This is a genomic window from Cupriavidus sp. PB-02, from assembly GCF_058252315.1.
On the sequence record NZ_CM177694.1, the window covers coordinates 2,615,904 to 2,640,137 of the forward strand.

The window sequence follows — 24,234 nt, forward strand, 5'->3', positions numbered from 1 at the left end:
CAGCGGGCCCGGGCGAAGTATGATTGGGACGCCTCCGCCTGGAGGCCGCCCCTGTCCCGCATACCAGCCGAGGCTGCAGGGAGCGTGACCGCGGCGACGCCATCGGGAGCCGCCGTATCGAGTCCTCGCATGGGAGCTAACACGTGAAATTCCTGATTGCGCCAGTCTTGGCGCTGCTGTCGTCCGTGGCTGCGGCACAAACGGTGTCCGCCGTACCAACGAACCCGCCCACCTCACCGTCTGCCCTGAACCGGGTCGCCCAGAGCGGCACCCTGCGCGTATGTACGCCGGGTGACTACAAGCCTTTCAGCTTCCAGCGCCCGGACGGGAGTTTCGAAGGACTGGATGTGGACCTGATGGGCTCGCTCGCGACGGCGCTCGGCGCCAGGCCGCAATTCGTCAAGACTACCTGGGCGAACCTGATGCCCGACTTTGTCGCGGGCAAATGCGATATTGCGGCCGGCGGCATCTCGGTCACGCTGGAGCGCCAGAAGCTCGCCTTCTTCAGCGCGCCCTATATGGTCAACGGCAAGACGCCGATCGCGCGCTGCGAGAATGCGGCGAAGTACCAGAGCGTCGAGGCCATCAACCGGCCGGAGGTGCGCGTCATCGCCAATCCCGGCGGCAGCAACGAGCGCTTTGCCAAGACGCGGCTGCAACGTGCCCAGCTCACCGTCCACCGCGACAACCTCACCATCTTCGACGAACTGATCGCCGGCCGGGCCGATGTCTTTGTCACCGAGGCGGCGGAGGCCGTGGCGCAAAGCCGGATTCATCCGGAGCTTTGCGCCATCAACCCGGAGCAGCCGCTGCAATACGCGGAGATGGCCTTCCTGCTGCCCAACGGGGACACGGTATTCAAGGGCTTTGTCGACCAATGGCTGCACCTGGCCAGGGCAGGCGGTGACTACCAGGTGCATGCGGCCAAGTGGCTCGGCAAATAAGCCTGGCCCAACCGCGCAGGGGCGCAGGCGGAAACCTTGCGCAACAAGGCCCGCCCGCCCCGTCAGGCATCAAGCCAGACATGCTCCGCAAACGAATAGCCCATCAGCCCACCCAGCGGGATCGGTGACAAGCCCTTTAGCTTCGATGAATGTCCGTCGATGCTGGCCAGGAACAGCGGGATGCCGATGCCGGCGTCCTCGTGGATCATGGTCTGCATGTCGGCATACATCTGGCTGCGTTTGGCGGTGTCGGTTTCGGCCCGCGCCGCCAGCAGCAGCTGGTCGAACTTGGGGTTCTTCCAGCGCGATTCGTTCCACGGCGCATCGGACTTGAAGAACTGCGTGAGGATGGTGTCGGCGCTGGGGCGCGGGTTGACATTGCCGAAGCCCACGGGGCTGTTGAGCCAGTGGTTCGACCAGTAGCCGTCGGCAGGCATGCGCTTGATGTCGAGGTCCAGGCCCACGCGCTGCGCAGTCTGCTGCAGCACCGTCGCCATCTCGACCGAATACAGGGCGGCGGGCGAGGTCACCATCGGCACCTTGCCCGTCACGCCGGACTTGCGCAAATGGTACTTAGCCTTGTCAAGGTCGAAGGCGCGCTGCGGCAGGCCCTTGAAAAAGAAGCGGTTGGTGGGGTCGATCGGCTGATCGTTGCCGAGCACCGCGTAGTCGAGCGCGATGGCCTTCTTCATCTGCGCGCGGTCCTGCAGGTACTTCATCCCCATCACAAAGTCGGGGTTCATGCCTGGACCCGCGTCCTTGCGCATGATCAGGTCCGTGTACTGCCCCGATTGCGTGACGAGGGTGCCGAAGCCCGGCGTACCCTTGACGCGGGCCACGGAGCGCGGGTTGACAGAGCCCACCAGGTCCATGCCGCCGGAGAGCAGCGCGTTGATGCGCGCGCTCTCATCGCCGATACCGACGAACTCGATCTCGTCGAGGTAGGGCCTTCCCTGCCTCCAGTACGCATCGTTGCGCACTACCACCGTGCGCACGCCCGGCCTGAACTCCTTGATCTTGTAAGGCCCGGTACCGATGCCCGCGTTGAAGTCGGTGGTGCCGTCCTTGACGATGAGGAAGTGGAAGGTGCCCAGGATCACTGGCAGGTCGGCATTGGGGCTGGTGAGCACCACCGTGACCTCGTTCGGGCCGGTGGCTTTCACGCTCTCGATCTGCTCGGCCAGCACCTTGGCCTTGGAAGCGGTGGCGGGGTCCTTGTGGCGCATGATCGAGTACACCACGTCGGCCGGGGACAATGCCTTGCCGTCGTGGAAGGCCACGCCCTTGCGCAGCGTGAAGACCCAGGTCTTGGCATCGGTCGTGTTGAACGACTCGGCCAGCGCCGGCCGCGGCGTCAGGCTGCCATCGAGCGAGGTCAGGCCGTTGTAGACCATGTTGCAGCGCACGTAGTCGTTCTGGTTCGACTGTTTGGACGGGTCCAGCGTATCTGAGGCGGCCGCCGTGGCGGCTGCCACGCGGATGCGGCCGCCCCGCTTCGGCGTCTGCGCATGGGCCTTGACGGCCACGCCGGCCAGGCTGCCGGCCAGCGTGGCCTGCATGCCTCCCGCCAGCAGCATCGCGAGGACGTCACGCCGCGTCGCGCCGCGCTTGAGCAAATCCATCACACGAAGGCTTTCGCCGGGGCCGACAAGGTTCTCGAACTCTTTACGGCTTTCGCTCATCGTAGTGCTCCTGGTTGGTCTGGAAAGGCCGGCAGGCGCGGACTTGTCATGACGCACCGCTAATGACTGCAGGTCATTCATGCTAGTCAAGAAGGCTCAGCATTTGTCCCTGTTACAGCCTGCGCTACCGCATTGAATTGCAAAACCGGCACCTCCGGCAGACGAATCTTGCAAGTTACGGATAAACCCCAACTCGTTCTGGCTCGACCGCCCGATGTCGTTCAAGATAAATGTCGGTGCCAACCTTTCTTCCCGAGGACAACGCCCATGTTTGCCCCGCTACCACATGCCCAGGACACCATTGCCGACGACGGCGTGGTGCTGCGCCCGATGACTGCCGACGACCTGACGCGGGCCCACGCCCTGTCGCAGGAACAGCGCTGGCCCCATCGCCTGACCGACTGGGAGCAGATGTTCGCGCACGCCGAGGGCATCGTAGCCGAACTCGATGGCCAACTCGTCGCCACTGCCCTGCGCTGGCGCTGGGGCAAGCACCACGCCACCATCGGCATGGTGATCGTCACGCCGGCGTGCCAGGGCCGGCGCATCGGCTACCGGCTGATGCGCGCGCTGCTTGAAGGCCTGGACGACTGCACCGTGCTGCTGCACGCCACGGCCGATGGCCGCGGCCTGTACGAGCGCCTGGGCTTTGCGTGCACCGGCGCGGTCTGCCAGCACCAGGGCACGGCCCAGCCTGCCCCTTTGATCGCCCTGCCTGACGGCTGGCGTCTGCGCCCCGCGGGTCACAACGAGGCCGCCGCACTGCACCGGCTCGACGCGCAGGCGCGCGGTATGCCGCGCGAGGCGTTGGTCGACGACCTGCAGGCCAGCGCCGAGGCCTGCGTGGTGCTGGACTTCGAGGGCGAGCCGCGCGGCTTCGCCATGCTGCGCCGCTTCGGGCGCGGCCATGCCATCGGCCCCGTGGTAGCGCCCGGGGACAATGGCGCCAGGGCGCTGGTCGCGTACCTGGCCGGCCTGAATGCGGGCAACTTCACGCGCATCGACATCGACTGCGCCAGCGGGCTGGGCGAATGGCTGGAGAGCATTGGCCTGCCGCGTGTGGACGCGCCCGCGACCATGGTGCGCGGTGCGGCGCCGGCCACGTCACCGGGGGCGGCGGCGCTGTTCGCGCTCGTGACCCAGGCCATGGGCTGAAGACGCGCCAGGCTGCGGAAAGCGCACTGCCAAACAATCTGCTGCCACGGCCCGCATAACAGCAGCGTGCTTCGTTCAGTCCCCTCAATGCAGCATCCCGCCATGTTCAGCCTGCCGTAATCTTGAGGCATAGGCCAGCCTGTTGTGCTGCGCACACGAATGGACGCGAACGGACCCTGCCATGACCCAACTCACCGACCTGCCCCAGCTCGCCGCGCTTGAAGCCGCCGATCGCGCACACCTTATCCACCCTGTGTCGCCGTGGCGCGTGCACGAGCAGCGCGGCCCCACGGTGCTGTCGTCGGGCCGCGGCGCGTGGCTGACCGACGCCAACGGCCACGAAGTGCTCGATGCCTTCGCCGGGCTGTGGTGCGTCAACGTGGGCTACGGCCAGGAAAGCGTGGTGCAGGCCGCCGCCGAGCAAATGCGCCGCCTGCCCTACGCTACCGGCTACTTCCATTTCAGCAGCGAGCCGGCGATCCGCCTCGCCGACAAGCTGGTGCAGATCACGCCCCGCTCGCTGAACCACGTATATCTCACTCTCGGCGGCTCCGAGGCGGTCGATACGGCGGTGCGTTTCATCACGCAGTACTTCAACGCCACCGCGCGCCCGTCGAAGAAGCACTTCATCTCGCTGGAGCGCGGCTACCACGGCTCCTCGTCGACGGGCGCCGGCCTCACCGCCCTGCCTGCGTTCCACCGCGGCTTTGACCTGCCGCTGCCGACGCAGCACTACATCCCCTCGCCCAATCCCTACCGCGCCGCCGATCCCACCGATGCGCAAGGCATCATCGCCGCCTCGGTGGCGGCACTGCGCGCGAAAGTCGCCGAGCTGGGCGCGGACAATGTGGCCGCGTTCTTCTGCGAACCGATCCAGGGCTCCGGCGGCGTGATCGTGCCGCCCAAGGGCTGGCTCAGGGCCATGCGCGACGCGGCGCGCGAGCTGGACATCCTGTTCGTCGTCGACGAGGTCATCACGGGCTTCGGCCGCACCGGCCCCATGTTTGCCTGTGATGCCGAAGACGTCGCGCCGGACATCATGACGCTGGCCAAGGGCCTCACCGCCGGCTACGTCCCGATGGGCGCGACGCTGATCTCCGACCAGGTCTATGCCGGCATTGCCGATGGCGCACCCGGCGCAGCGCCCATCGGCCACGGCGCCACGTATTCGGCCCACCCGGTCAGTGCGGCAGTGGCGCTGGAAGTCCTGCGGCTGTATGAGGAAGGGGGCATCCTGGCCAATGGGCAGCGTGGCGCGGCAACCTTCGCAGCCGGACTGGATGCGCTGCGCAGTCATCCGCTGGTGGGCGACTCGCGCCATCGCGGGCTGCTGGGCGCGCTGGAACTGGTCAGCGACAAGGCCAGCAAGCGCGGCTTCGACGCATCGCTGGGCCTGTCCGATCGCATTGCCGCGACCGCCTACCGCAACGGCATCGTGTTCCGCGCCTTTGGCGACAATATCCTCGGCTTTGCCCCGGCGCTGACGTACACGGAACACGAATTCGAGCTGATGTTCGCGCGCGTGAAGCAGACGCTCGACGACGTGCTCGCCTTCCCCGAGGTGCGTGCCGCGCTTGCGAGCTGAGATAGCAGCAGTCAGACCATTGTTCCAAACCAACGCCGAGCCGCCGCCCATGCCCGACAACGCTCCCCCACTGCCTGCGCGATTCATGCGGCTGGCAGAATCCGACCGTCCCGCCATCACCCTGCGCATCGATGGCCAAACTGCCACTGCACTGGCGGGTGACACCCTTCTGGTCGCCCTGCTGCTGCATGGCCGGCGCGTGCGCGACAGCGAATTCGGCGACGGCCCGCGCGCGGGCTTCTGCCTGATGGGCGCCTGCCAGGACTGCTGGGTATGGACGCCCGCCGGCGAGCGCCTGCGCGCCTGTTCCACGCCTGCCGAGGCCGGCATGGAAGTGCTGACCCGACCGCCCGCGCACCACTGGCCCGCGACGCCAGACCTGCAGGAATCGCTCGCGCGCCACGCGCCGGGAGCCGCCGCATGAACGCGCCATCAGTATCGCCCCGCATCGTCGTGGTCGGCACCGGCCCCGCCGGCGTACGCGCGGCCCAGGCACTGGTGCAGGCCGGGCTGCGCCCTACCGTGATCGACGAAGGCCGGCGCGACGGCGGCCAGATCTACCGCCGCCAGCCCGAAGGCTTCAAACGCTCCTACGCCAAGCTCTATGGCAGCGAGGCCGACAAGGCCCAGGCGCTGCACCGCGACTTCGACGCACTGCGCGCGCAGATCGACTACCGCCCTAACACGCTGGCGTGGAACCTGACCGAGGGCGAGCTGCACGTCGTGCGCGAGGACGAGCCGCAGACGCTGCCCTTCGACGCACTGCTGGTGTGCTCCGGTGCCACCGACCGGCTCATGCCGGTGCCTGGCTGGCACCGCGCCGGCTGCTACAGCCTGGGCGCCTCGCAGATCGCGCTGAAGGCACAGGCCTGCGCCATCGGTACGCAAGTCGTCTTCCTCGGCAGCGGGCCGCTGCTCTACCTGGTGGCCTCGCAGTACGTGCAGGCCGGCGCGCGCGTGGCGGCGGTACTCGACACCGCCCCCGCTAATAAATCCTGGGGCGCCATTGCCGGCCTGCTGGCGCGCCCCCGGCTGGCGCTGCGCGGGCTCGGACTGATCCGCGGCCTCAAGCATGCCGGCATACCGGTGCTGCAGGGCGTGACCCCGCTGGCGATCGACGGCGATGACCGCCTTGGCGTGCAGGCCGTGACCGTGCGCGATGCGCGCGGGCGCGAGCAGCGCTTCGAATGCGACGCCGTGGGCCTGGGCTGGCACCTGCGCGCCGAGACGCAACTGGCCGACCTCGCGCGCTGCGAGTTCGCCTTCGAACCCGTGAGCCGCCAGTGGCTGCCGCGCATCGACACGGACGGCCGCAGCAGCACGCGCGGCGTGTACCTGGCCGGCGACGGCGCGCGCATCCTCGGTGCCGATGGGGCCGAGGCCGCGGGCCGGCTCGCGGCCCTGGCGGCGCTGGCCGACCTCGGGCATGAGCGGGGCCGCGCACAATATGCCGCGGAATCGGCTGCGCTGCGCCGCACCCTCGACCAGATGGACCGCTTCCGCCAGGGGCTGGCGCGCGCCTTCCCGTGGCCGCACGCGCAGGCCGCCGCCCTGCCCGATGCCGCGGTGGTATGCCGCTGCGAAGCCGTGACGGTGGGCGAGCTGCGCCGCTGCGTGACCGAACTGGACAGCCAGGAGGTCAACCGGGCCAAGGCCTTCAGCCGCGTTGGCATGGGCCGCTGCCAGGGCCGCTTCTGCGGCCATGCCGCGGCCGAGATCGTGGCGCAGGCCTGCGCCATCCCGGTCGAACAAGTCGGTCGCCTGCGCTCGCAGGCACCGGTCAAGCCACTGATGATGAATACACGTGAGGTGCAGCCATGAGTGGCACCAAAACTAGCACGACAGCGAGCACGGCAACCAGGACGCACGACGCCGATGTGCTGGTGCTCGGTGGCGGCCTGATGGGCACCACCACCGCCTTCTTCCTGCGCCAGCAGGGCCTCTCGGTGGTGCTGCTGGAACGCGAGCTGGTCGGGCGCCAGGCCAGCGGCACCAACTTCGGCAATGTGCGCCGCCAGGGACGCGCGCTGCACCAGATGCCGCTGGCCAATCGCGCGCGTGCCGTCTGGGGGCGCGTGAAGGAACTGCTGGGTGAAGACCTCGAGTTCGTCCCATACGGCCACCTGCGCGTGTGCTACACCGAACAGCAGGCCGCGGTGCTCGAGCAGCACGCGCGCGACGTGAAGCCGCTCGGACTGGAGCTGGAGCTCTTCAGCGCCGAGCAGTTGCGCCGGCGCTGGGGCATCTTTGCGCCCGGCGTGGTGGCGGGTTCGTATTCACCGCAGGACGGCCATGCCAACCCGCGCCTGGCCGGCCCGGCCTTCGCACGCGCCGCGCGTCGCGCCGGCGCACAGATCGTCGAGCACGCCGAGGTGATGCAGGTCGAGCACGACGCCAATGGCTTTGTTGCCTACACCGCCGATGGCCGGCGCTTTCGTGCTCCGCAGATGCTGGTGGCCTGCGGCGCCTGGTCCAACCACCTGGCCGAGCAGTTCGGCGAGGCCGTGCCGATGGACGCGCGCGGCCCGCAGATGGGCGTGACCGAGCCGCTGCCCTATGCCATCGGCCCTTCCATCGGCGTTTCGACGCCGATCGAGCATGAGAGCCTGTACTTCCGCCAGATCGCACGCGGCAACATCGTCTTCGGCGGCGGCCTCAAGGGGCCGGCCTACATCGACCGCATTCGCGCCTACGTGAAGCCCGACAACGTGCTGCGCCAGCTGCGCGAACTGCGCCACTTCGTGCCGGCCTTCGAGCATGTGCAGCTGATTCGCGTGTGGAGCGGCATCGAAGGCTATACCGCCGACTGGCAGCCCGTGATGGGCCCCAGCGCCACGGTGCCCGGCCTGTACTACGCCTTCGGCTTCAATGGTGAAGGCTTTGCGATCAGCCCCGGCGTCGGCGAAACCATGGCGGAGCTGATCGCCACGGGGAGTACCTCGATTCCCCTGGAGCCTTATGCCATCTGGCGCTTTGCGCGTGCGCAGGTGCTGCTGGAAACGAACTGATCCGCGTGGCTTTGATCCGATGACGCGGGTGTGCGATGCGCGAGCGTGCGGTGCACGCTTGTTTGCTCCCCTCTCCCGCTTGCGCTTGCCTTTACCCACATCTCGATAGGAAAGGTTGTAAACCGGATTGGACGGTGTTAACTTCGGGTGAAGTTGACAATCAGTGGTGGCAATTTTGCCTGATACGGAAGATCTGGAAGATTGGGCCAGCGACGAATTCGGTGGCGCTCAGTTGGGCGATGCACGTCGCACGCAGCGCCTTGTGGCATTGGCGCGCGGACTGGCGCAAAAGGCCCATGTTTCGTTCCCGCAGGCCTTGAGTGGTGCCCAACTCAAGGCGGCATATCGCTTCTTTGATAATGAGGCGGTTGACCCGGACGGAATACTGGCGAGCCACGTCGCTCAAACCGTGGGTCGCATGCAGCAGGTGCCTGTCGTCCTGACGGTGCAGGACACCACGGAATTCAATCTGGCAAATTTGCCCGCGACTGAGGGACTTGGTCACGGCACGGGCGGCAATTTGCACGGATTCATGTTGCACAGCGTGCTGGCGGTGACGCCTGAGGGCCTGCCACTGGGCGTGTTGAGCATGAAGACGTGGGTGCGTGCGCCGCAAGCATCGGGCAAGGCCAGGCAGCGCCGGGCGCTGTCCATTCGCGAGAAGGAAAGCGTGAAGTGGCTGGAGGGGCTGGAATGCCTTGAGCCGCTCAAGATGCAGTGTCCGGACACGCACCTTGTTGCCGTCAGCGATCGCGAGGGCGATGTGTATGACGTGTTTCTGGCGCCGCGCCCAGCGGGGGTGGACTGGTTGGTGCGGGCCGCCTGGAATCGGGGCGTGGACCACCCAGAGAAGTATCTGTGGGAGACGGTTGCCGCGGCTCCTGTACTTGGGGAGACCGTACTGCACGTGCCCAGGTCCGGCGCCAGGCAGGCACGTAGTGCCCGACTGGCTTTGCGCTGTGTGCCGGTCCAACTGCGAGCGCCGCGCAGCCGCGGTGCAGAGGGGCTACCGAGTCTCGAAGTGTTTGCCATTCACGCGCTGGAAATCGAGCCGCCCGAAGGCGTTGAGCCGCTCGAATGGATGTTGCTCAGTTCGATGCCCACCCAAACGCTGGAAGATGTGCTCGAACGGCTGAGCTGGTACGCCCGTCGCTGGACCATTGAATCCTGGCATCGTGTCCTGAAAAGTGGCTGCCAGATCGAGGCCCGGCAGTTCGGGACGCTGGAGCGGTTCCTGCGGGCCACGGCGCTGTTCGCCGTGATCGGCTGGCGCATTATGTACGCGACCATGCTGGGCCGGCTCGAAGCCGATATCCCTTGCTCGGTGCTACTGCAATCGCTCGAATGGCAGGCCTTGTACTGCCGCACGCACGGCACAACCAAGCCACCGGAGCAGGCACCCAAACTCAGCGAAGCGGTCCTTTGGATCGCCAAGCTCGGTGGCTACCTGGGTCGCAAAAACGACGATCCCCCCGGTGCTACTGTCCTCTGGCGCGGCTTCCTCGCCCTGCACGAAATCACCGAAATGTATCGGATCTTCCAGAAAAACGAGTAAGCCGCCGGAAGTTGTGGGTAAAGGCAAGCTTGCGGGAGAGGGGCCGGGGGAGAGGGCAGGCGCTGGCAACACCGGCGCGCGTTACTTCGTTGACGCTCCAGCCCTCACCCCACCCCTCTCCCGCACGCGGGAGAGGGGTGCGTATGCGTGAGCTCGCGACTTTGTCAGATGCGCGAGCGTGCAACGAGCGGCTTTCGTCCCGCTCGCGTTCCGATCACTGCAGGATCACATAGACCTTGCGCAAGGGTTCCAGAATTTCCCAGATGCCGGTCGTGTTCGCCGGGAAGAACAGCGTGTCGCCGGCCTTGATCCGGATCGGCGTGCCACCCGCCGGCGTGAACAGGCACTCACCGGCAAGGATGTGCATGACTTCGGCTTCCTCGACTTGCCGTTCGTAGGAGCCGACCGTGCATTCCCACAGTCCGGTCCGGTTCTGTCCGGCCCCCTCGAGGTCAACCTTGAAGCTGCTGGTGCGGCATGGTGGTTGGCTTAACGGCCTGCCGACAGGACCGTCGTCGGTCAGGTCGCTGCAAGTCACGGATTGCGGAATGATAGTGATGGGCATGTAGATCAGGGAGCGAGAGAAGGGAAAAGATAGGGAACGAACAAGGCGGTGCGACGCAGCGACACCGCCCCCCCGGATGGGACTGCCTTACTGGTTGTCCTCTACAGCGTCCGCCAGTTGTGCCAGCGAATGGAAGTGGTAGTCCGGCTTGGTCAGCTCCGGCACTTCCATGGTGCCGCCGAATCCCTTCTGCGCATGACGGCGCTCGATCCAGCAGGTCTTCAGCCCAAGCTTCTTCGCAATGCCGATGTCGTGGTATTGGCTCTGCGCCACATGAAGATTGTCTGCCTGCTTGTAACCCCATTTGCCGTCATAGCGGCCACGCGCATAGGCGAAGTACTGCGGATCGGGCTTTTCCGTCAGGGCATCGTCACAGGTGACGGTGTCGTCAAACGGGAAGTCCAGCGTCTTCTCGAAGTGAGTCAGTGCCCAGCGCTGGGCGTTGGTCATCGCCACCAGCTTGAAATGCTTGCGCAAACGCTTCAGCGCCTCGACCGAATCCGGGAACGCCTTCCAGTTGACCACGGAGTCCCGCAGGCCACAGGCGAGTTCGTCGGAGTCGGGGAGGCCAAGGCTCTGCGCCATCAGGTGCCAGCAACGTTCCAGGTCATCGGGATACCACATCGTCTTGTCAGCGGCGCGGGTACGGCGATAGGCGGCCAGGAAATCCTCATCGCTGATGGCGCTGCCGGGCACGGCGCGACGGAAGTAGTCGAGCATCCCGCCCTCGAAGTCAATCAGCGTGCCAACCACGTCGAACGTAAGTACCTTGAAGTCTTTGAGTGCCATGAAATACCTCTGCTAGTAAAGAAGAGAAAAAAAACTGCCTACTGGTCGCGTATGGAGGCGACCGCGGTGCCAGACATCGAAACAAAGCTTGCTTGCGCCACTTCCGTTACAGTGGGCTCACGACACCAGGTCCTTGAGCTTGAAGTACAGGCCGACGGCGGGAAGGAACCACGGCGGTCCCAGATGGCCCGGGATGGCCGGCCAGTCGCGCGTGCGCCAGGGGTTGGCCAGGATATCCCCCGCCATCACGCGGGCCATGCGCTGCCCCATCAGCACGGCCATCTGCGTGCCATGCCCGCTGAATCCCATCGCGTAGTAAAGGCCGTCGCGCTCGCCGGCGTGCGGCAGGCGGTCTTGCGTCATGTCGACCAGCCCGCCCCAGCAGTGCGTGATCGCCACGTCGGCAAGCTGCGGAAAGGCTTCCAGCATGGTTGCGCGCAGGATTTCGCCGCTGCGGCTATCGGACTGCGGTAGCGAGGCGGTAAAGCGCGCCCGGCCGCCGAACAGCAGACGGTCGTCGGGCGTGAGGCGGAAATAGTTGTGCAGGTTCGCGGTCGTGACATAGGTACGCCGCTCCGACAGCAGCGCCTGCGCGCGAGCGCGGCCCAGCGGCTCCGTGGCCATGACAAAGCTGCCGATGGGAACGATGCGCCGGCGGATCCATCCGAAGCTGCGGTAACCGCCGTGCTGCGTCGTGCCGGTGGCCAACAGCACCTGATTGGCCTGCACCGTACCGCGGGTCGTGTACAGGCGGTGTCCCTGCGCCTGCCCGATACGCTCGATCTTCTCCACGGCCGTGCGCAGATGAATTTGCGCGCCCTGGCGTGCAGCTGCCTGCGCCAGCCCGTGGGCAAAGCGGCCCATGTGCATCTGGCCGCTCTTGCGGTACAGCAGCCCGCCGGCGTAGCGGTCGCTGGCAACTTCCTGCCTGACGCGGCTTGCGCTCAGCAGCTCGACATCCGGGTCCACACCCGAACTCACCAGTTGTTCGCAGCTGCGCGCCAGCATGTCATAGTGCTCGGGCCGCGAGGCGAGCTTGAGCTTGCCATGGCGAACGAAATCGCAGTCGATGCCCTCGTCCCGAATCAGCGCCTCCACGGCATCCACGCCGGCGTCGTACGCGTGGTACCACTCGCGCGCCTGGTCGGCGCCGACGCGCGCGGCAAGCGTGGCGTAGTCGACGGCCAGGCCGTTGTTGACATGGCCGCCGTTGCGGCCGGACGCTTCCGCTGCAATGGACGCCTGCGCTTCCAGGACCACGACATTCGCCCCTTGCCTGGCCAACGCCAGCGCCGCGGACAAGCCGCAGAATCCGGCGCCGACGATTGCCACGTCGACTTTGGTGGGCAGTTCAGTCGCCGAGGTCGGGAATGGCGCGATGCCATCGTGCCAATAGCTGTCAGCAGAGGAATGCGCGCTCGACCGAGTGCGGTCTGACAGGATGCCGTTGCGGGTGATGAGAACGTTTCCCCATTTGCCGGCGCCGGGTGATGCTTGCGCCGGTTCTTGCCGGACCGTGCTGGTGCTCAATGTAATAGGCGTGTTGACGACGGCCTCGCCTCTCTTCTCGCCGGAAAAACCCACCGCCGATAACCCCATGTGACGCACAGACACGGCATTGCTCCGATAATCCGTTGTACGATGCACAAAGTGTAGGGAGCCCCCGCCAGCACGACAACTTCCTAATTGTTGGGGCGAACATAATCTGAGGTTATGGCTGATTTCCGGCGAAAACTTCCCAGCGCCAACGCATTGTTTGTCTTCGAGGCCGCCGGGCGATGCGGCAGCCTGACCAAGGCCGCCGCCGAGCTTTATGTCAGCCAGCCTGCCGTCAGCCGGATGCTGGCGCGCATGGAAGACCGCATGGGCGTGCAGTTGTTCGATCGGGTACGCGGCGGTGTCGAACTGACCGAGAATGGCCGCCTGCTACATCGCGCCATCACCGAAGGCTTCAACGTCATCCAGGCGTCGATCAGCGAGATTGAAGCGCGCGCAACGGGAATGGAGACCATCACACTCTCCGTTTCAACGGCCTTTACGACGCACTGGATCATGCCGCGCATGGAGAAGCTGCGGCGGGACTTCCCTGGCGTCGACCTGCGGTTCCAGCTGATCTCCGGCAAGGTGGGCGGGCCGATGCATGACGTCGACCTGGGGCTGCGCTTTTTCTCGCCCGGTGAAGCACCGTCGAACAGCGTACTGCTGATGCCGGAAATCATCCTGCCGCTATGCAGCCCGGCCTATCGGGACGATACCGGCCGCGACAGCGACGTGCTCATCAACCTGACCGACAGCAACCGGGACTGGCCGACGCTGTTCCCCGAGCTCGGCCAACGTAGCCGGGACTTGTACAACCTGAATTTTTCCGACTATTCGATCGTGGTACAGACAGCGATGCTCGGCCAGGGCATTGCGCCGGGCTGGCTGAACGTAGTTACCCACTGGATGAGACAGGGGGCACTGGTACCGGCCATCAACCAGGTCCACGTCGCGAACCGACAATGCTATCTGGTGCAGCAAGCGACCCCGTCACCTCGCCCTACCGTAACCAGGCTGCGCGACTGGATCCTCGAGGAGACCTACCAGGATCTGGTGGAGATCGACCGCATGTATCCGGGCCTGGGCCTGTTGAAGCTGGTCGGACGCTAATGATGCCCCTTGTGGCGCAGTCCATTGCGCAGCGCATCAGAGGCACCATCAAATAAAAAGCCCACAGGCATGACCGCCTGTGGGCAAGGCTTCACAGTGAAGCGGAGACCACCAGTGAACGTCAACGGCTCGCAATACTAATTAGGCCGGCCGGAAAATTCCATAAACCTTGGTCACCTGCTCACGGCTATCCCAGCTGCACTCCGCATTCTGTTCGACCAGGAAGATATCGCCGCGCGAAAATGTCCCGCTACGGCCGGTTTCATCTTCAAACGTCACGCTGCCTTCCAACAGATACATAAGTTCGTAGTGGGGATAGAACATCGCCCGACGATGGTAGGGAGTGGAATCCCAGGTGCCACAGACGAACTGCCCGTCCTGAGAGCGATAGTCTGTGTAGTTGCGACAAGCTGGAGTCGGCGTGAGCAGCAACTCGGCCGAAGGCGCGCCGGACGGTTCCAGTGCCGGCTCTTCCGCGATCGGCAGCAGCGCGCATACCCCAGGGCGGCTGTAGTTGTAGCGCATGAAGATGATCGACACCGAACAGTCAGCAGACCAGGCGAACTCTGCGTCATGTAACAGCACAGCGCTGTTGCCCGGACCCAGCACGGCCGTGCGATCCGGATGGGTCAGCGTCAGCTTGCCCTCGCAGACGATGATGAATTCATCTGCCGGCTGTGCCTTTACCGACCCGCGCCCGCTGTCCAGTGTGATAACGCCCACCGTTACCGGTCCCGGCGGCAAGTCCAGCATGCGACGGCGGAAAAGGAAGTCGTTCTCCTCGGAAGCGTCGGTGAAGGGTACACCGAGGGAACGGTCTTGCGCAAACGCGCGCAAATTGACAAACGTGGCCGGCGTGGCGCGCACGGTGGCACCCTGCTGCAAACTCGACATGACTTGTTCTCGCGATTCGATGAGGATTACGCTGCGTGAGACATGAGCCGCGCAAGCCTTCAATAGGAAAAAGTTCGATCGGTGTAGGTGTTGCCCGACATGGTTCAGCTTCGCCATGACGTCGCCTACGCCCCGGACAGAATTACAGCACTATCGAGCCTCTGAAGTATCGTGTTTGGACAGCGTTCAGGCATAGAAACAGTGGCATTTAACGTGCCGATCAGCAGAATTTGCTGCATCCGGAAAAAGTCGCTGATGATGGGCGTCGGTCAATCCCCTGCTGTGGGAAAGCGGGCTGCATCTCGCAAGCCCATTGCAGGTGCGCTGGCGTAGCAATTTGTGCGGTCTGGCGCGGGCCCAACGGCATAAGCTCTGCGTGACGAAGCGGCAGTCAGACGATCATGTGGAATCGCATTTCCGCCGTATAGAGGCGGGAACACTGTGGCAAGATTGCTTCAGTTCATAGCCCTGCCAGACGTGTTGCTGATTCGGCTTACTCAAAAGGAGGACACCATGCCAAGCCACGCTATCCTTGCTCCAGTTACCTACCGCGCGATGAGCGAAGAGGACGTGCCCGCGGCACATGAGCTGTCGCAAGCCTTGCGCTGGCCGCATCGTGCCGAAGACTGGCAATTTGTCCTTCGCCATGGAACCGGCTTTGTCGCCAAGGAAGCTGGCGTGGTGATCGGCACCGGGCTCTGCTGGAAGCAGGGACAGCAGGCATCGCTTGGAATGATCATTGTGTCGCCGGCGCATCAAGGCAAGGGCATCGGCAGTGAGTTGATGCGCCTGGTGCTGGAAGCGCTCGGCGACCGCTGCACGCTGCTCAATGCAACCCCCGCCGGACAGCCGCTGTATGAGCGCCTCGGCTTCGTCGCGACCGGCACCATCAACCAGCATCAGGGCACGATGAATGGCGTCGACCCGGTTGCACTTGACGGAAGGGAAACTCTGCGTCCATTCGAACCAGGCGATATCGAGACGATCATCGAACTGGGGAATCGCGCTACCGGCATGTCGCGGGGCGAAGTGCTGAAGGCATTGCTCTCCATGGCCGAGACCGTGGTGCTGGAGCGCAATGGCGAAGCGGTCGGATTCTCGGTCATGCGCCCCTTCGGGCGGGGCTATGCGATCGGGCCGGTGGTGGCCTCCGACAGTGAACGCGCGAAAGCCTTGATTGCCTGCTGGTCTGCCGCCTACACCGGGTCTTTCGTGCGCGTGGATGTCACGGGAACGAGCGGCCTGCAGGACTGGCTCACGCAGGCGGGACTGGTTCAGGTGGATACCGTCGTGGCGATGGCACGTAATGGCGTACCGCCGGCGGATAGCACGCTCAAGCAGTTCGCAATCATCAACCAGGCGCTCTGCTGAGCCACGTCGAAACAGCCGCCATCTTATGAATCGGGAAAAGGCAGGCGAATACCCAATGTCGAGTAGTCATCCCACCGATGAAGCATTCTGGGAACGCATTCGCGACGCGTATCCCAGGCAACAGCCGTTGCTGAACCTCAACAATGCCGCGGTCAGTCCCCCGCCGCTTGTGGTCGAACAGGCCATGATTGATGCCTATCGCCTCATCAGCCATAACCCGGATGTCAACATGTGGAGCAAGCTCGACGCCGCTCTCCCTGCCATCAAGCAGCAGCTCGCGCAACTGGCGGACTGCAGCCCGGAAGAAGTCGCGTTGAACCGCAATACTTCGGAGGGTCTGAGCACTGCCATTTTCGGCATACCGCTCACTGCCGGCGACCAGGTCCTGATTTCCGCGTGGGACTATCCGAGCGCGTGCGCGGCATGGCAGCAGCGCCAGCAAAGGGAGGGCATCGAGGTTGCGTGTGTCGACTTCGACCTGACGGCCAGCGACCAGGATATCTTCAAGGCGTACGAAGCGGGCATCACGCCGAAGACGCGAGTGATGCAGATCACCCACATGTATCACTGGAACGGCCGCGTCTTGCCGGTGAAGCGGCTCTGCGAGCTGGCCCGATCCAAAGGCATCATCACCATCATCGACGGCGCCCAGACTTTCGCCCAGATGCCGGTCAGCTTCCGCGATCTCGACTGCGACTACTTTGTTACAAGCCTGCATAAATGGCTTGGCGCACCGGTCGGCAACGGCATGTTGATCGTCAGGGAAAGCCGGATCGACAGCACCTGGCCGTTGCTGGCACCGTTCGATCCGCCGCCGCTGCGCATCAACAAGTTCGACCACTGGAATCTGGGCACCTATAACTCCGCGGTACAGGCGGGCATTGCGCCCGCGATCCACTTCCACCGGGAAATCGGCACCGAGAACATTCACGCGCGGCTGCGCGAGCTGACCCGCTATTGGGTGAACCAGGTTCGCGACCTCCCCGGATTCCGGCTATACACGCCGATCGATACGGACGAACTTGGCGCGGTAAGTTTGTTCTCCATGGATCGTCTGGATGCCAGGAAGATCGAGCAGGAACTCCGGCAGACCCACCGCGTGCACGTCAAGTTCCGCCAGGCCAGGCATGTCGCCGGACTTCGCGTATCTCCACATGTTTATATGCTGAAAAGCGATCTCGATCTCTTCGTGGATGCACTCAGGCGGGTCATCAGGCATGCCTGAGCATGCCGCGCTCCGCCGTCGACTTGGATGCTGCGGGCACGGTTCCCTGCGTTGACCAGTGCGCTGTCGGTCTTGCCGACAGCATGCACCGACGATGCAGGCGCTTACTCATCGCCTGCATGGAACTCTGATACGAATGCCGGCGCCTCTTCCATGCGATAGCGTCCGTTCTGGCACACGTAGTACATGGCCTGCTGGCCGCTGCGTGCGAACGTCACACAGCAGGAATGCTCGAAGCGTCCGAAACGGGTGATGCCGATCCCCGGCGAACCCGGCCACTCCCATACGCGCTGTTCTTCAACGCAGTCCAGCACGCGATGCTGCGTCCTGGGATGCATCGACGAATTGAGCATCATGTCGATGTACCCGAATACACCCAGCGATGGATAGCGCTGCCGCATTGCCGTCCATCGTTGCTTAGGCGACATTGCGGCCCTCCATGTCCGGCTTGATGTTCGCGGCCTTCAGCATTGCAATTGCCTGCAGATGATGGCTCCAGTGCCCGTCCTTGATCGTTTCGAGCATACGCATGGACTTGAAAACGTTCGTCATCAGTTCCTGAGTCTCTTCATATAGTCGCTTGTTGACAAACGTGCAGCGACCGGCAGCCCCGCCCGCTGTGCGGAGCGCCGGTCGGATTGCACGATTACTGCGCTTGCCTGAGTTGCTCCAGGATGCCAGCATCCTCAAGGGTCGACAGGTCTTGCGTAATCGGTTCGCCCTTTGCGATGGCGCGCAGCAGCCGGCGCATCACCTTGCCCGAGCGGGTCTTGGGCAGGTTGTCGGCAAAGCGGATTTCCTTTGGCTTGGCGATGGGGCTGATCTCCCTGGCGACCCAGTCGCGCAACTCCCTGGCGATCCGCTGCGCTTCATCGCCCTGAGGCCGAGTGCCCTTCAGCACGACATAGGCGCAGATGGCTTCGCCGGTGGTATCGTCCGGCTTGCCCACCACGGCGGCCTCCGCGACGTGCGGGTTGGCGACCAGCACCGATTCGATCTCCATGGTGCCCATACGGTGACCGGAGACGTTGAGCACGTCGTCGATGCGACCTGTAATGCTGAAGTAGCCGGTCTTTTCATTGCGCACCGCGCCGTCACCTGCCAGATAAAGCTTGCCGCCCAGCTCCTGCGGGAAATAGCTTGACTTGAACCGTTCCGGATCGCCCCAGACCGTACGAATCATGGACGGCCACGGGCGCTTGAAGACCAGGATGCCGCCTCGCCCATGCGGCAGTTCGTTGCCGGCTTCATCTACCACCGCGGCCATGATTCCCGGCAACGGCAGCGTGCACGAGCCCGGCAGCAACGGCGTCACGCCAGGCAACGGGCTGATCATGTGCCCGCCGGTTTCGGTTTGCCAGAAGGTGTCGACGATCGGGCATTTCTCGTTGCCAACATTCTTGTGGTACCACATCCACACTTCCGGATTAATCGGCTCGCCCACCGAGCCGAGCAGCCGCAGGCTGGACAGATCGTAGTGCTTCGGATGCAGGTCCGGGTCCTTGTCGCAAGCCTTGATCAGCGCGCGGATCGCCGTCGGGGCGGTATAGAAGATCGTGGTTCGATGCTTGCGGACCATGTCCCAGAAGCGATCGGCATTGGGGTAGGTCGGCACACCTTCGAACACGACCTGGGTCGCGCCCACCGCAAGCGGGCCGTAGGCGATATAGGTGTGGCCGGTGATCCAGCCGATGTCGGCCGTGCACCAGAATACGTCAGAGGGCTTAATGTCGAAGGTCCACTTCATCGTCAGCATCGCCCACAGCAGATAGCCACCGCATGCATGCTGCACCCCTTTGGGCTTGCCGGTAGAACCTGACGTGTAGAGGACGAACAGCGGATGCTCGGCTCCGACCCATTCCGGCTCGCAGGTGGTGAGCTGATCGACGATCAGCGAATCCAGCCAAAGGTCACGTCCGGGGACGAGATCGATGCTGGCGCCGGTGCGCTTGTAAACGATAACGTTGTTGACAGTGTCGCAACCGCCCAGGTCCAGGGCTTCGTCGACGATGGATTTCAGCGGCAGATGCTTGCCGCCACGCACCTGCTCGTCGGCCGTGATCACTGCCACCGCGCCAGCATCCGCAATCCGTTCGCGCAGGGACCTGGCCGAGAAGCCGGCGAAGACCACGGAATGCACCGCACCGATGCGCGCGCAAGCCTGCATGGCGGCGATACCTTCGATGGACATCGGCATGTAGATGACTACGCGATCACCCTGCCCGATGCCAAGCGCCCGCAAGCCGTTGGCAAACTGACAGACCCTTGCGTGAAGCTGCGCATACGTGATCCGCGTGACATGGCCGTCGTCGGCCTCAAAGATGATGGCTGTCTTCCCGGCATTGCCGTTCGCCAGATTCCGGTCCAGGCAGTTGTACGAAACGTTAAGCTCACCGTCCTCGAACCAACGGTAGAACGGGGCTCGCTCCTCATTCAGCGTCCTGGTGAACGGCTTATGCCAGCTGATGAGGTCATGCGCCTGCCGGGCCCAGAAGCCTTCGTAATCTCCTTCGGCTGCGGCGCATATCGCCCGGTAGCCATCCATGCCGGAAATGTTCGCGTTGTTGACAAACAGCGCGGACGGATTGAACAGCTCGGGTTCCCGTTTCAGGGGGGCGATGTCGGACATGGCTACTTCTCTGAGCGTTTTAGAAAATTTCCAACCGATGATCCAGCGTGCTGGTATCACCAGTAGCGATGTCTAAATGGCATCATGGCGACGAGGGGATCGGCGCAGCGCATGACAGTGATGGCTGTCGGCTACGGCGGTACGTACTTTGTATGTCCTCGGCATGAAGAGCGAGAGCAGGCTCGCGATCCGGATGAAGTATCGCATCGCAGCTCTGGCAGAAGCTGCCGAATACGCTTTGAACTTGCAATTTCCGGTGTTTTCTCGCCCGCTGTTGGAGGCCTGAACGCTGCGCCCCTGTGGCTGACAGGATGCGGAGGCCGGCGGCCAACGCGAAGCCGTCCCGGGACGGACGGCGCTCCAAACCTGGCAACCCTGAAGCAGAGCGGACTTGTATCAAAAACCCGGAGATGCCCCGGGTCTGCACTAACGGACTTAAGCTCAGAACTTGTGGCGGATGCCAACGACAGCGCCAAACTGGTTTGCACCCGGCTGCACGGCTTCGCTGCTCGCACCCAGCTGGTCATTGAACCCGTTCACCCCCAGGTTCGACTTGCCGCGGTTCAGTGCGTACGAAACCGTGGTGTAAAGATCCGTGCGTTTCGACAGTGCATAGTCAACCAGCGCAACGAACTGCCACGGGTTGCCGGCGTTCGACTGACGCAGGTTCTGGTAGTACGCAGAGCCGCTGACCGACAGCGCCGGCGATACCTGGTAGCCAACGCCGACCCAACCGAGGTTCGACACTGTGTTGGTCAGCGCAACGCCAGGCAGGGTGGCACCGTTGAACGCGTGGGCATATCGGTAACCGCCGTAGAGCTTGGCAGGACCGAATGTGTATGTCCCGGCGACTGCGGCCCGTCTGATCAGACTATTGGTCGACAGAGCCGTGGCCGCCGACCGGTTCGACTGGTCGTAAATGGCACCAACGGCGAATCCGCCTGCGGCATAGTTCACGGCGAACGAGTACTCACGCCCGTTGGTGAAATTGCCGGCGCGCTCCTGGTTGTTATTGTTGAAGCTATACAGGGCAGTCACGCTCAGGCCGCCGAACGTCCCCATATACTTGGCGGAGTTGTCGGCACGAGCCCCGCCCATGAAGGGGTCCTGTGCACCGATAGAATAGCGGCTCGCGATCGACATCGGGTCGTAGGTTACGCCAAAGTCATAGAATGGGGTCGTGTGCCGGCCCAGGGTCAGCTGGCCCCACTGGTTCTGCAGACCGACGTAGGCGCCGCGGCCAAAGAGTCGACCACCCTGCCCCGAGGCGCCGGTATCGAGGTTGAAGCCGCTTTCCAGCAGGAAAATGCCCTTCATGCCGCCGCCCAGGTCTTCTACGCCGCGCAATCCCCAGCGCGACCCGGACTGGTTGCCCGATTGCAGGGCCCACAGATTGTTGCCTTGAGCACCGGCGGGTACGGTACCCGTCGAAGCAACAGCCTTGTTCAGGTATTCAATACCCACATCAGCAACACCGTACAGCGTGACGTTCGATTGCGCATACGCGCTGGGGACCACCAGCAAGGCAGCCGCAATGGCTGACAGTTTGAATTTCATGAAATGATTTCCTCGAATAATGGTAAGTAGCCCATTCGCATCGGTTCGAATTCGGGCGAAGCAGATTCTGCATTAAATCCTCAAGACTTAACAATCTGCATTCAAGCCAGAATGTTGGTATTACATCTAAAGCTATTTTTAGGCCGGTGCTTATTTTCTTTTCAGAATTATCAGCCTAGAATGTGCGGGAGCTCTGCTGTCGCGTGTATGTCATCAGCATATATCGACACTTTCCATGGCTTTGCGGTAGAGCCCGTCCGGGGCTGCCCTTGGGCAGCCCTTCTTTTTATCAGCAACGGTTACACACTGCAGCGCTTGTAGTCAGGACGGGATCACCGCATGCCTGTGCTTCACCAGATACAACGCCAGTTCTATTTCATTTCGCAGCCCGAGCTTGCTCATGGCCGAGCACTTCTGGACGCTGATCGTCTTGACGCTGCGCTGGAATTTCCGTGCAATCTCCTGCAGCGGATAGCCTTGCACCAGAAGGCGAAGAACCTCGCGTTCGCGTGGGCTAAGACGATCGTCGCGCTGGTCTGCGCAATGGCGGGTCGGAGCAATCAACAACCCCTCAGTGGCCGGGTCTATGTACTTGGCACCTGAGAGGACGGTTTGGCATGCATCGGCCACGAACTGCAGACCCATCGATTTTGCAACAAACGCGTCGGCACCTTTCGCCAGCAATTGACGAACCAGACCGTGTGGACGCTCCCCCGAGAAGACCACGATCTTCACCTTCGGGTACATCCGGTGTAGCCGTTCGATCAAGCGCAACCCGTCGACCTCTCCACCATAGTCATAGCCGGTGATCACGATATCCGGCAGTAGCAGTGCATGCTTCCTGAGCTCCGAGAGAAGCCCATTGACGCTATCCGCGATGGCTATGACGTCAATGCCTTGACGGGCCATGTACGGCGCCAGTCCGGCGAGCACCACGGGATGATCGTCGGCAATCACAGCGGTAGTTTTGGTGCTCATTGCCCGGAAGCAGAATAGAGCCGCACAATCTTTCAGTATCCGTTTGCACGGTCGGCAAGACCGCTGAGCGGCTCACCGCGCTCGCCGCGGCGCAGATTGTCCAGGTCGGCCAGGACTGCCGTATCGTCTACCTCGTGCGGGGTCGTGGCGTATGTCATCGCAGTCGTAGCAGCGCCGGGCGAAAAAGGGGAAATCATGATGCGATGAACACGCCAGCATCTGATAGGAAAAAATTACTGCATCCGGGCACGCACCAAGATGACGCACTCCTAGGGTAAATCCCGACGAATATTGCGGTGCACATGTACGCGCGCTGTGCGCACGGCATGCAATGCCAAACGGGACACATGAAACCGCAGCTATTACTGTCATGGCCCGGAATACCCCACCAAGCGCGTGGGCGCACATGCTTCAATGTCGCATCCCACAAAGACCCTGGCCCCCGGTCCAGGAGTCGTTGCCATGTCAGAGAAGAAGCCGTTCGAGAGCTTTATCGGCCAAGACGAATCAACCCGGATCATGAGCGCCCTGCACCACCGGATTTCGGGATCTTGCAGCGCGAGGCGTTCCACACTGCAGCGGAAGCCGATCCAGGGCATTTGCCTGATCCCGCCGGGCGTCTGATGGGTGATTCGTCAGTCGATCACGTGCGACTCGCGGCCTGATTTATCCACTAAGAAAGGAGACACCGTGAACCCCTTCATCTTGCGTCTGCTGGCGCGGCGCATCGGTCTGGCGCTGATCTCGCTGCTGGCCGTCTCGGCCATCGTCTTCGCCATCACCGCGGTATTGCCCGGCGATGCCGCGCAGGAACAACTCGGCCAGGACGCCACACCCGAAGCCCTGGCCGCGCTGCGTTCCCAGATGGGCCTCGATGTCCCCGCGCCGGTGCGCTACGCGCAATGGCTGGGCGGTATGGTGACCGGCAATGCCGGCGAGTCGCTGGTCACCCGCATGCCGGTCTCGGAGGCCATCGGCAGCCGCCTACCCCAATCGCTGCTGCTGGCCGGCCTGACCGCGCTGATCTCGGTGCCGGTGGCGCTCGGCCTCGGCATCCTGGCGGCGGTCTACCGCGGGACCTGGTTTGACCGCAGCGTCAGCCTGGGCGCGGTGGCAGTGGTTTCCGTGCCGGAGTTCCTGGTCGCCACGCTGGCCGTATTGCTGTTCGCGGTCCACCTGCGCTGGCTGCCGGCGCTCGCCTATATCGGCACCGACGATTCCTGGGACAAGATCGTGCGTTCGCTGGCCATGCCGGTGCTGAGCCTGTGCTGCGTGATCGTCGCGCAGATGCTGCGCATGACCCGCGCGGCGGTGATCGACCAGCTCAACGCGCCCTACATCGAGATGGTGCGGCTCAAGGGCGCATCCTCGACCCGCATGGTGCTGTTCCACGCGCTGCCCAACGCCATCGGCCCGATTGCCAATGCCGTGGCGCTGAGCCTGTCTTACCTGCTTGGCGGCGTCATCATCATCGAGACCATCTTCAACTACCCGGGGATCGCCAAGCTGATGGTGGACAGCGTCGCCCAGCGCGACATGCCCGTGGTCCAGGTGTGCGCCATGATTTTCTGTTGTGCGTACCTGATCCTCGTCACGCTTGCCGATGTGTGCGGCATCGTCGCCAATCCGCGTCTGCGCCACCGCTGAA

Annotated in this window: 22 protein-coding genes; 12 read left to right on the plus strand and 10 right to left on the minus strand. The window is 63.7% G+C overall.

The genetic code is table 11. From position 1 onward, the window contains the following. Window positions 1-143: 143 nt before the first annotated feature. Window positions 144-944, plus strand: a complete 801-nt coding sequence (locus tag AC10V3_RS12270) for a transporter substrate-binding domain-containing protein (RefSeq protein ID WP_022535534.1) — start codon at window positions 144-146, stop codon at window positions 942-944. A 62-nt stretch (window positions 945-1,006) separates the two neighbouring features. On the opposite strand, the gene AC10V3_RS12275 is transcribed toward AC10V3_RS12270, so the two are convergent. Continuing rightward, on the minus strand, window positions 1,007-2,626 hold the full coding sequence (locus tag AC10V3_RS12275; RefSeq protein ID WP_041681083.1) for an ABC transporter substrate-binding protein: 1,620 nt from the start codon (window positions 2,624-2,626) through the stop codon (window positions 1,007-1,009). Between the two features lie 267 nt (window positions 2,627-2,893). Between AC10V3_RS12275 and AC10V3_RS12280 the strand changes: the two genes are divergently transcribed. From AC10V3_RS12280 to AC10V3_RS12305, 6 genes are all read left to right on the plus strand, one after another. After that, complete coding sequence (locus AC10V3_RS12280; RefSeq protein WP_022535536.1) at window positions 2,894-3,781, plus strand: GNAT family N-acetyltransferase; 888 nt, start codon at window positions 2,894-2,896, stop codon at window positions 3,779-3,781. Window positions 3,782-3,962: 181 nt separating this feature from the next. Beyond that, complete coding sequence (locus AC10V3_RS12285; protein WP_022535537.1) at window positions 3,963-5,366, plus strand: aspartate aminotransferase family protein; 1,404 nt, start codon at window positions 3,963-3,965, stop codon at window positions 5,364-5,366. Window positions 5,367-5,415: 49 nt separating this feature from the next. Next, window positions 5,416-5,790, plus strand: a complete 375-nt coding sequence (locus AC10V3_RS12290; RefSeq protein ID WP_041681495.1) for a (2Fe-2S)-binding protein — start codon at window positions 5,416-5,418, stop codon at window positions 5,788-5,790. Further along, a complete protein-coding gene (locus AC10V3_RS12295) occupies window positions 5,787-7,187 on the plus strand; it encodes an FAD/NAD(P)-dependent oxidoreductase (protein ID WP_454752026.1) in 1,401 nt (466 codons plus the stop codon). Before AC10V3_RS12290 ends, AC10V3_RS12295 begins: the two co-directional genes overlap by 4 nt. Beyond that, complete coding sequence (locus tag AC10V3_RS12300; RefSeq protein ID WP_490922271.1) at window positions 7,184-8,374, plus strand: NAD(P)/FAD-dependent oxidoreductase; 1,191 nt, start codon at window positions 7,184-7,186, stop codon at window positions 8,372-8,374. The genes AC10V3_RS12295 and AC10V3_RS12300 overlap by 4 nt, the downstream gene beginning before the upstream one ends. A 163-nt stretch (window positions 8,375-8,537) precedes the next feature. Then, window positions 8,538-9,929 (plus strand): IS4 family transposase, encoded by a 1,392-nt coding sequence (locus tag AC10V3_RS12305; protein WP_490922273.1) that lies wholly within the window; start codon window positions 8,538-8,540, stop codon window positions 9,927-9,929. Window positions 9,930-10,143: 214 nt separating this feature from the next. On the opposite strand, the gene AC10V3_RS12310 is transcribed toward AC10V3_RS12305, so the two are convergent. The 3 genes from AC10V3_RS12310 to AC10V3_RS12320 form a co-directional block, all read right to left on the minus strand. Beyond that, on the minus strand, window positions 10,144-10,494 hold the full coding sequence (locus AC10V3_RS12310; protein ID WP_022535543.1) for a cupin domain-containing protein: 351 nt from the start codon (window positions 10,492-10,494) through the stop codon (window positions 10,144-10,146). An 87-nt stretch (window positions 10,495-10,581) separates the two neighbouring features. Continuing rightward, the gene (locus tag AC10V3_RS12315; RefSeq protein WP_022535544.1) at window positions 10,582-11,283 is read right to left on the minus strand and encodes an HAD-IA family hydrolase; all 702 of its coding nucleotides are present in this window, start codon (window positions 11,281-11,283) and stop codon (window positions 10,582-10,584) included. Between the two features lie 117 nt (window positions 11,284-11,400). Next, window positions 11,401-12,723: an NAD(P)/FAD-dependent oxidoreductase gene (locus AC10V3_RS12320; protein ID WP_490923677.1), complete on the minus strand. Its 1,323-nt coding sequence runs from the start codon at window positions 12,721-12,723 to the stop codon at window positions 11,401-11,403. Between the two features lie 273 nt (window positions 12,724-12,996). On the opposite strand from AC10V3_RS12320, the gene AC10V3_RS12325 reads away from it, so the two are divergent. Further along, on the plus strand, window positions 12,997-13,932 hold the full coding sequence (locus AC10V3_RS12325; RefSeq protein ID WP_022535546.1) for a LysR family transcriptional regulator: 936 nt from the start codon (window positions 12,997-12,999) through the stop codon (window positions 13,930-13,932). Between the two features lie 141 nt (window positions 13,933-14,073). Here AC10V3_RS12325 and AC10V3_RS12330 read toward each other — a convergent pair whose 3' ends face one another. Beyond that, window positions 14,074-14,943, minus strand: a complete 870-nt coding sequence (locus tag AC10V3_RS12330; RefSeq protein ID WP_349607188.1) for a cupin domain-containing protein — start codon at window positions 14,941-14,943, stop codon at window positions 14,074-14,076. Between the two features lie 369 nt (window positions 14,944-15,312). On the opposite strand from AC10V3_RS12330, the gene AC10V3_RS12335 reads away from it, so the two are divergent. Both AC10V3_RS12335 and AC10V3_RS12340 read left to right on the plus strand, forming a co-directional pair. After that, window positions 15,313-16,197: a GNAT family N-acetyltransferase gene (locus AC10V3_RS12335; RefSeq protein ID WP_454752586.1), complete on the plus strand. Its 885-nt coding sequence runs from the start codon at window positions 15,313-15,315 to the stop codon at window positions 16,195-16,197. A gap of 25 nt (window positions 16,198-16,222) precedes the next feature. After that, entirely contained in the window at window positions 16,223-17,422 is a 1,200-nt protein-coding gene (locus AC10V3_RS12340; RefSeq protein ID WP_022535549.1) for an aminotransferase class V-fold PLP-dependent enzyme, read from the plus strand. 104 nt (window positions 17,423-17,526) lie between these two features. On the opposite strand, the gene AC10V3_RS12345 is transcribed toward AC10V3_RS12340, so the two are convergent. From AC10V3_RS12345 to AC10V3_RS12365, 5 genes are all read right to left on the minus strand, one after another. Next, window positions 17,527-17,850, minus strand: a complete 324-nt coding sequence (locus AC10V3_RS12345; protein ID WP_022535550.1) for a hypothetical protein — start codon at window positions 17,848-17,850, stop codon at window positions 17,527-17,529. Beyond that, window positions 17,840-17,974 carry a hypothetical protein gene (locus AC10V3_RS12350; protein WP_349607184.1) on the minus strand — a complete coding sequence of 45 codons (135 nt, stop codon included), beginning with the start codon at window positions 17,972-17,974 and terminating at the stop codon, window positions 17,840-17,842. Before AC10V3_RS12350 ends, AC10V3_RS12345 begins: the two co-directional genes overlap by 11 nt. 94 nt (window positions 17,975-18,068) lie before the next feature. Continuing rightward, entirely contained in the window at window positions 18,069-20,051 is a 1,983-nt protein-coding gene (gene acs / locus AC10V3_RS12355; protein ID WP_349607183.1) for an acetate--CoA ligase, read from the minus strand. A gap of 441 nt (window positions 20,052-20,492) precedes the next feature. Further along, on the minus strand, window positions 20,493-21,608 hold the full coding sequence (locus AC10V3_RS12360; protein ID WP_022535555.1) for a porin: 1,116 nt from the start codon (window positions 21,606-21,608) through the stop codon (window positions 20,493-20,495). Window positions 21,609-21,929: 321 nt separating this feature from the next. Beyond that, entirely contained in the window at window positions 21,930-22,586 is a 657-nt protein-coding gene (locus AC10V3_RS12365) for a response regulator (protein WP_022535556.1), read from the minus strand. A 462-nt stretch (window positions 22,587-23,048) separates the two neighbouring features. On the opposite strand from AC10V3_RS12365, the gene AC10V3_RS12370 reads away from it, so the two are divergent. Together AC10V3_RS12370 and AC10V3_RS12375 are read left to right on the plus strand one after the other, a co-directional pair. Beyond that, on the plus strand, window positions 23,049-23,210 hold the full coding sequence (locus AC10V3_RS12370; RefSeq protein ID WP_022535558.1) for a hypothetical protein: 162 nt from the start codon (window positions 23,049-23,051) through the stop codon (window positions 23,208-23,210). A 66-nt stretch (window positions 23,211-23,276) separates the two neighbouring features. Continuing rightward, window positions 23,277-24,233, plus strand: coding sequence for an ABC transporter permease (locus AC10V3_RS12375; RefSeq protein WP_022535559.1), 957 nt, complete (start codon window positions 23,277-23,279; stop codon window positions 24,231-24,233). Window position 24,234 lies beyond the last annotated feature (1 nt).

Excerpts from the sequence above, each read along its gene's own strand:
- AC10V3_RS12285 (WP_022535537.1), top strand. The coding sequence starts at position 3,963 with ATGACCCAACTCACCGACCTGCCCCAGCTCGCCGCGCTTGAAGCCGCC.
- AC10V3_RS12295 (WP_454752026.1), top strand. The coding sequence starts at position 5,787 with ATGAACGCGCCATCAGTATCGCCCCGCATCGTCGTGGTCGGCACCGGC.
- AC10V3_RS12275 (WP_041681083.1), bottom strand. The coding sequence starts at position 2,626 with ATGAGCGAAAGCCGTAAAGAGTTCGAGAACCTTGTCGGCCCCGGCGAA.
- AC10V3_RS12310 (WP_022535543.1), bottom strand. The coding sequence starts at position 10,494 with ATGCCCATCACTATCATTCCGCAATCCGTGACTTGCAGCGACCTGACC.
- acs (WP_349607183.1), bottom strand. The coding sequence starts at position 20,051 with ATGTCCGACATCGCCCCCCTGAAACGGGAACCCGAGCTGTTCAATCCG.
- AC10V3_RS12345 (WP_022535550.1), bottom strand. The coding sequence starts at position 17,850 with ATGTCGCCTAAGCAACGATGGACGGCAATGCGGCAGCGCTATCCATCG.
- AC10V3_RS12300 (WP_490922271.1), top strand. The coding sequence starts at position 7,184 with ATGAGTGGCACCAAAACTAGCACGACAGCGAGCACGGCAACCAGGACG.
- AC10V3_RS12290 (WP_041681495.1), top strand. The coding sequence starts at position 5,416 with ATGCCCGACAACGCTCCCCCACTGCCTGCGCGATTCATGCGGCTGGCA.
- AC10V3_RS12315 (WP_022535544.1), bottom strand. The coding sequence starts at position 11,283 with ATGGCACTCAAAGACTTCAAGGTACTTACGTTCGACGTGGTTGGCACG.
- AC10V3_RS12340 (WP_022535549.1), top strand. The coding sequence starts at position 16,223 with ATGAATCGGGAAAAGGCAGGCGAATACCCAATGTCGAGTAGTCATCCC.
- AC10V3_RS12280 (WP_022535536.1), top strand. The coding sequence starts at position 2,894 with ATGTTTGCCCCGCTACCACATGCCCAGGACACCATTGCCGACGACGGC.
- AC10V3_RS12360 (WP_022535555.1), bottom strand. The coding sequence starts at position 21,608 with ATGAAATTCAAACTGTCAGCCATTGCGGCTGCCTTGCTGGTGGTCCCC.
- AC10V3_RS12365 (WP_022535556.1), bottom strand. The coding sequence starts at position 22,586 with ATGAGCACCAAAACTACCGCTGTGATTGCCGACGATCATCCCGTGGTG.
- AC10V3_RS12350 (WP_349607184.1), bottom strand. The coding sequence starts at position 17,974 with ATGACGAACGTTTTCAAGTCCATGCGTATGCTCGAAACGATCAAGGAC.
- AC10V3_RS12330 (WP_349607188.1), bottom strand. The coding sequence starts at position 14,943 with ATGGCGAAGCTGAACCATGTCGGGCAACACCTACACCGATCGAACTTT.
- AC10V3_RS12370 (WP_022535558.1), top strand. The coding sequence starts at position 23,049 with ATGTCAGAGAAGAAGCCGTTCGAGAGCTTTATCGGCCAAGACGAATCA.
- AC10V3_RS12325 (WP_022535546.1), top strand. The coding sequence starts at position 12,997 with ATGGCTGATTTCCGGCGAAAACTTCCCAGCGCCAACGCATTGTTTGTC.